The following is a 5,114-nucleotide window of genomic DNA, read 5'->3' on the forward strand; positions in this document are numbered from 1 at the left end:
GGGTGGGGGAGAGGGGCTCCGCGGCCGCGGGGGCGGACGGGGATGGGGACGGGTGGTGCGGGTCGTTGGGTGTGTGCGGGTGGGGAGCGGGAGGCGGGGTCAGAGGGTGGGGGCGACTCCGACGAGGCGGCTGGAGAGGTTCCAGAGGTCGTGCGCGAGAGCGCGGTCGCGGGCCTGCGGGTTGAGGGAGCCGTGCGGGGTGAGCTGGTCGAAGTAGGTGCCGCTCGCGGCGCCGACATCGGGCTCGGAAGCCACGGTGATCAGAGGAACTGCGCCCGCCTCGGGGGAGATGCCGAAGGAGCCGACCGAGAGGCCCGTCATCACCCTCATCAGCCTGCTGTCGGCGCCGAAGCTCGTCGAGACCACGCCGGGGTGGAAAGAGTAGGCGTCCACCGCGGTCGGCAGCAGACGCTCCGCCAGCTCGCGGATGAACAGGATCGTCACCAGCTTCGACGTGCCGTAGGCGCGCCAACCGCCCAGCCACGGGCCCCGGCGGCTGTCGAGGTCGTCGAGCCGGAGACGGCCGAACCGGTTCGCGAGGCTGGCTGTCGAGACCACGCGCACGCCTGCGTGATCACGCGAGGTCTCGACGAGACGAGGGAGGAGCAGCCGAGTGAGCAGGAACGGCGCGAGATGGTTGCTCTGGATCGTCCGCTCGTGACCGTCGACCGTGTCGGCGCGGGTCGAGACGAGTCCGCCCGCATTGTTGGCGAGCACGTCGATTCCCTCATAGCGCTCGAGCAACGCGGCGGCCAGCTCGCGCACGTCGTCGAGCCGGTCGAAGTCGGCCAGGAACGCGTCTCCTCCCACCTCCGCCGCGACCGCACGCGTCCGCTCGGGATTGCGCCCGACCACGGCGACCCTGGCGCCGGCCGAAGCCAGTGCCCCCGCCGCGACCCGTCCGATGCCGGAACTCGCTCCGGTGAGCACGACGACGCGCCCCGTCATGTCAGCGACCACGGAGATACCCGCCCTTCTCGAGGCCTGCCTCGATCTCGAATCGATTGCGCAGCGGATCGCGACCCGCCACGGTGTACGCGAACGGGAACCACATCCCGTAGCGCTGCCACTGCTGCTTGTGCACCGCCTCGTGCTCGAGGACGCGCTCGGACACGTTCGTGCCCGTCAGATAGCTGGTGCCCACGCACGAACCTCCTCGGCCGAACGCCCAGGAGGGGAGCCCGGTGAAGACGACGAGCCCGTGGCTGCGCCGAATCGGCCCCGTGCTCCACACCGCGCCCCAGGCGAGCCCGACCGCGCACGCGAACAGATACCCGGGGCGGGTGATCGCCGGGTCGAGGGCCACCCGGGCGACGGCACTGCGGAGGCTGCTCACGCGCTGTCGCGACCGTAGGTCTCGAGCAGGCGCAGCCAGATCTCGCTGATGGTGGGATAGGACGGGACCGCGTGCCACAGGCGCGAGAGCGGAACCTCTCCGACGACGGCGACGGTCGCCGAGTGGAGCAGCTCGCCCACCTCCTTGCCGACGAAGGTCACACCGAGGACGACCTTCCGCTCCTCGTCGACGACCATCCGCGCGGTGCCGGTGTAGCCGACGGCGGCGAGGGAGGCGCCCGCGACGGAGCCGATCTCGTAGTCGACGACACGGGTGCGGTAGCCCGCCCCCTCGGCCGCCGCCGCGGTGAGGCCGACGGAGGCGACCTCGGGATCGGTGAAGACCACCTGCGGGACGGCCTCGTGGTCGGCCGTCGCGACGTGGGCTCCCCACGGTGCGTCGCGCACCTCGGCGCCGGTGGCCCGCGCAACGATGACGTCTCCGGCCGCCCGCGCCTGGTACTTGCCCTGGTGGGTCAGGAGCGCACGGTGGTTGACATCACCGACACCGTAGAGCCAGGGCCGGTCGCCGCCGAGGGGCGCTCCGTCGGCGCCGAGCACGAGCATCGTGTCGTCGACAGCGAGGGAGGAGCCGGGCTCGAGGCCCACGGCGTCGAGGCCGAGATCGGCGGTGTGCGGTGCGCGGCCGGTGGCGGCGAGGATCTCGTCGGCCTCGATGACGTCACCGTCGTCGAGCGTCACCGCGATGGTGCCGTCGGCCCGTCGCTCCACGAAGGCGGGCGAGTCGCCCACGCGCAGGTCGACTCCGAGCTCGCGCAGCGCGCTGCCGACGAGCTCACCGGCGAACGGTTCGAACGGCGAGAGCAGCCCGCTCCGTGCGATCAGGGTGACGGAGGAGCCCATCCCGGCGTACGCGGTGGCCATCTCGCAGGCGACGACTCCGCCGCCGATCACGATGAGGCGCGGCGGCACCTCCTCGGCCGAGGTGGCTTCGCGGCTCGTCCACGGGGAGGCTGCGCGCAGGCCCGGGATGTCGGGCACGACCGCGGTGGTGCCCGTGGCGACGGCGACGGCCGAACGGGCCCGGAGGACCCGCACCTCGCCCTCGGGCCCCGTGACGGTGACCTCCCGCTCACCGCTCAGGCGGCCGTGGCCGCGGACGAGCTCGATCCCGGCGCCCTCGAGCCATTGCACCTGCCCTCGGTCGTCGAAGTGGCTCGTGACGGAGTCGCGGTGCTCGAGGAGCGCGGCGACGTCCACTCCTCCGCCGACCGCCTGCGCGGCTCCGGGTAGGTCGCGGGCGGCGCGCAATGCCATCGGAGCGCGCAACAGCGCCTTCGAGGGCATGCAGGCCCAGTACGAGCACTCTCCGCCGACCAGCTCGCTCTCGACGACGGCTGCGGTCAGCCCGCCCTGGACGGCGCGGTCGGCGATGTTCTCTCCGACGGGCCCGGCTCCGATGACGATCAGGTCGAACTCGTCGGTGGTGGTGCTGCTCATGGTCCCTCCCGGGGGGACTCGGGGGCGCTCGGCCCGTCGGCTGGGGTGCGCGGGAGGAGGCTCCGCGCTGGCTGGGGCCTCAATGCGCCGGCACGATCTCGGCACGCCAGCCGTCGTAGCGTCCGCCCTCGTTCTCGACCGCCTCGATCACCTGACGCAGGAAGGCGCTGGTCGACTCCTCGTCGACCGCGGAGTGGTGACTGGCGACCAGCACCTGACTGAGGCGCAGGCGCGAGATCGCGATCTCGAAGCCGGAGGCGACGAGCGTCCGGCCGGCGCGACGCGCGGCGCTGCGCCGGGAGAAGACGGCGAAGTGGTCGACCTCGCGCAGCTCCCAGACCTGGTCGCCGTAGCGCAGCCTGATCTCGAGCTGCTCGGCGGCGCGGGCGCGCTGCGCCTCGAGGGAGAACGCATCGGGTGCCGTGGCGGTGCCGGTCTCATCGCTCATCGGCCGGTGAACTCCGCGGTCGAGCGTGCCAGGAACGCCTCGGTTCCGATTCGGGCGTCGTCGGAGGCAGCGAGGCGCGCGAGCTCGACCGGCAGTGCTGCGGCGGCCTCCGCATCGGAGGCGGCGAGCGCGAGGCGGGCGTTGGCGAGAGCGGCCTGGACGGCGAGGGGGCCTGAGCCGCGATGCGCGCGGCGAGCGCATGGGCGCCTCGGCGACCGTGCCGTCGGCGACCACCTCTTGGACGAGGCCGATGCGGTGCGCTTCTGCGGCGTCGAACGGGTCCCCGGTGAGGATCCACCGCATCGCGTCACCCCAGCCTGTGGCGCGGGGGAAGCGGAGTGTCGCTCCGCCGAAGGGAAGGATGCCGCGTGCGACCTCGATCTGCCCGAAGCGCGTCGACTCCTCGGCGAGGACGATGTCGCTCGAGAGCGCGAGCTCGATGCCCAGAGTGAGGCACGTGCCCTGGAGGCCGATGACGACCGGCTTGGCGACCGGACGGGTACGCAGACCCCACGGGTCGAGGCCGCCCTCGGGAACGAAGTCGAGGCCGTCGGCGCCCAGGCGCGGACCGATATCGGCGAGGTCGAGGCCTGCCGTGAAGTGCCCGCCTTCGGCGAGCACGACGCCCGCCCGCAGGCCGAGATCGCGGTCGAGTTCACCGTAGGCGGCCGCCAGCTCCGAGAGGAGACGGAGATCGGCTGCGTTGCGCTTCTCGGGGCGGTCGAGCACGATCGCCAGCACGGTGCCGTGCCGTTCGGTGCGCACGCGAGGCCGCTCGTCGCTCATCGTTCCTCCGCTCGTTCGCCTCACGCCATCTTGCCGGGTGCCACCGACATGCGCCGGGGCTTGCGCGGCGATTGGGGGTCGGTGCTCAGGCCCCGCGGGACAGGGCGCCGAGGATGCGCAGGATGGTCGGCAGGTCGTCCTCGGCGGCGAGCGCGGACGAGGGGGCGAAGGAGGTGACGCCTGCACCGGCGAGCGGGAACCGCGCCCGCAGCGCCTCGATGCTCGCGACCAGGCGCGATGCTGGGACGCCGAACGGCATCGGATCGAAGAGCCCCGCCAGATCCGCGGGGTCGAGCACGTCGAGGTCGATGTGCACGTAGACCGAGGCGGCACCGGTCGCCTCGACGGCCGCGACCAATGCGTCGGGATCGAGCGCCTCGACTCCGAGCAGCGCGGCACCGCCCTCGAGGAGCGGCTCGAGCTCGCCGCTCTCGGCCGCTCGGACGCCTCCGAGCACGACGCGCTCCTCCGCCACCCGCTCGCCGGCCGGCGCGCTGAGCAGACCGACCCCGCGGCCGAGCACCGCCGCGAGCACCATGCCGCAGAAGGCGCCACTGGACGAGGACTCCGGGGTGTGCGCGTCGGGATGGGCGTCGAGCCAGACCAGCGCGACGGGGCCGGGGGCGGTGCGGACGGCGTGGCCGATCGCGGCGAACTCGACGCCGCAGTCGCCGCCGATGGTGATCACGGGCTCGCCGCGTCCTGCGAGCGTCTCACGGATCCGCTCGGCGGTGGTGGCGACGGAGGCGTAGCGGCGGATCCCGGTGTCCTGTGCGTCGCCCGCCTCGGCGGGGACCTCGATCGAGACGGTGGCGGAGGAGGGCAGATCGCCCCGGATCGCCTCCGCTCCGTCGACGAGGCGCATCGCGCGCGTCGACGCCGAGCCCTGCCACTGGGGGACGACGAGGAAGGAGGCCATGCCCCTCACTATGGCACGGGCGCCAGCGAGGGACGCCTCGGTGCTCAGGCGGCGGGCGAGCTCCCCGGGATGGGGCTCGGGCCGCGCGCGGGAGGCACGCCGTCGAGGTCGACGAGAGCCTCGTCGAGAGCCGTGCGCGCGCGCTCGGCGGCCGCCCGCGCGAGT

The 5,114-nt window shown here is 73.3% G+C and carries 5 protein-coding genes; all 5 read right to left on the reverse strand.

Going from position 1 to position 5,114, the window contains the following annotated elements:
- Positions 1 to 99: 99 nt before the first annotated feature.
- The 5 genes from ACH61_RS13815 to ACH61_RS13840 all read right to left on the reverse strand — a co-directional run bounded on the left by ACH61_RS13815 (position 100) and on the right by ACH61_RS13840 (position 4,949).
- Entirely contained in the window at positions 100 to 960 is an 861-nt protein-coding gene (locus ACH61_RS13815; protein WP_236713696.1) for an SDR family NAD(P)-dependent oxidoreductase, read from the reverse strand.
- The gene (locus tag ACH61_RS13820; RefSeq protein ID WP_068213059.1) at positions 950 to 1,336 is read right to left on the reverse strand and encodes a Fe-S oxidoreductase; all 387 of its coding nucleotides are present in this window, start codon (positions 1,334 to 1,336) and stop codon (positions 950 to 952) included. The genes ACH61_RS13815 and ACH61_RS13820 overlap by 11 nt, the downstream gene beginning before the upstream one ends.
- Positions 1,333 to 2,796, reverse strand: coding sequence for a dihydrolipoyl dehydrogenase family protein (locus ACH61_RS13825; protein WP_068213062.1), 1,464 nt, complete (start codon positions 2,794 to 2,796; stop codon positions 1,333 to 1,335). The genes ACH61_RS13820 and ACH61_RS13825 overlap by 4 nt, the downstream gene beginning before the upstream one ends.
- A gap of 79 nt (positions 2,797 to 2,875) precedes the next feature.
- Positions 2,876 to 4,030: a crotonase/enoyl-CoA hydratase family protein gene (locus ACH61_RS13835; RefSeq protein WP_236713697.1), complete on the reverse strand. Its 1,155-nt coding sequence runs from the start codon at positions 4,028 to 4,030 to the stop codon at positions 2,876 to 2,878.
- 85 nt (positions 4,031 to 4,115) lie between these two features.
- Entirely contained in the window at positions 4,116 to 4,949 is an 834-nt protein-coding gene (locus ACH61_RS13840) for an arginase family protein (RefSeq protein ID WP_068213068.1), read from the reverse strand.
- Positions 4,950 to 5,114 lie beyond the last annotated feature (165 nt).

Source organism: Rathayibacter tanaceti, assembly GCF_001634385.1.
GTDB classification, from domain to species: domain Bacteria; phylum Actinomycetota; class Actinomycetes; order Actinomycetales; family Microbacteriaceae; genus Rathayibacter; species Rathayibacter tanaceti.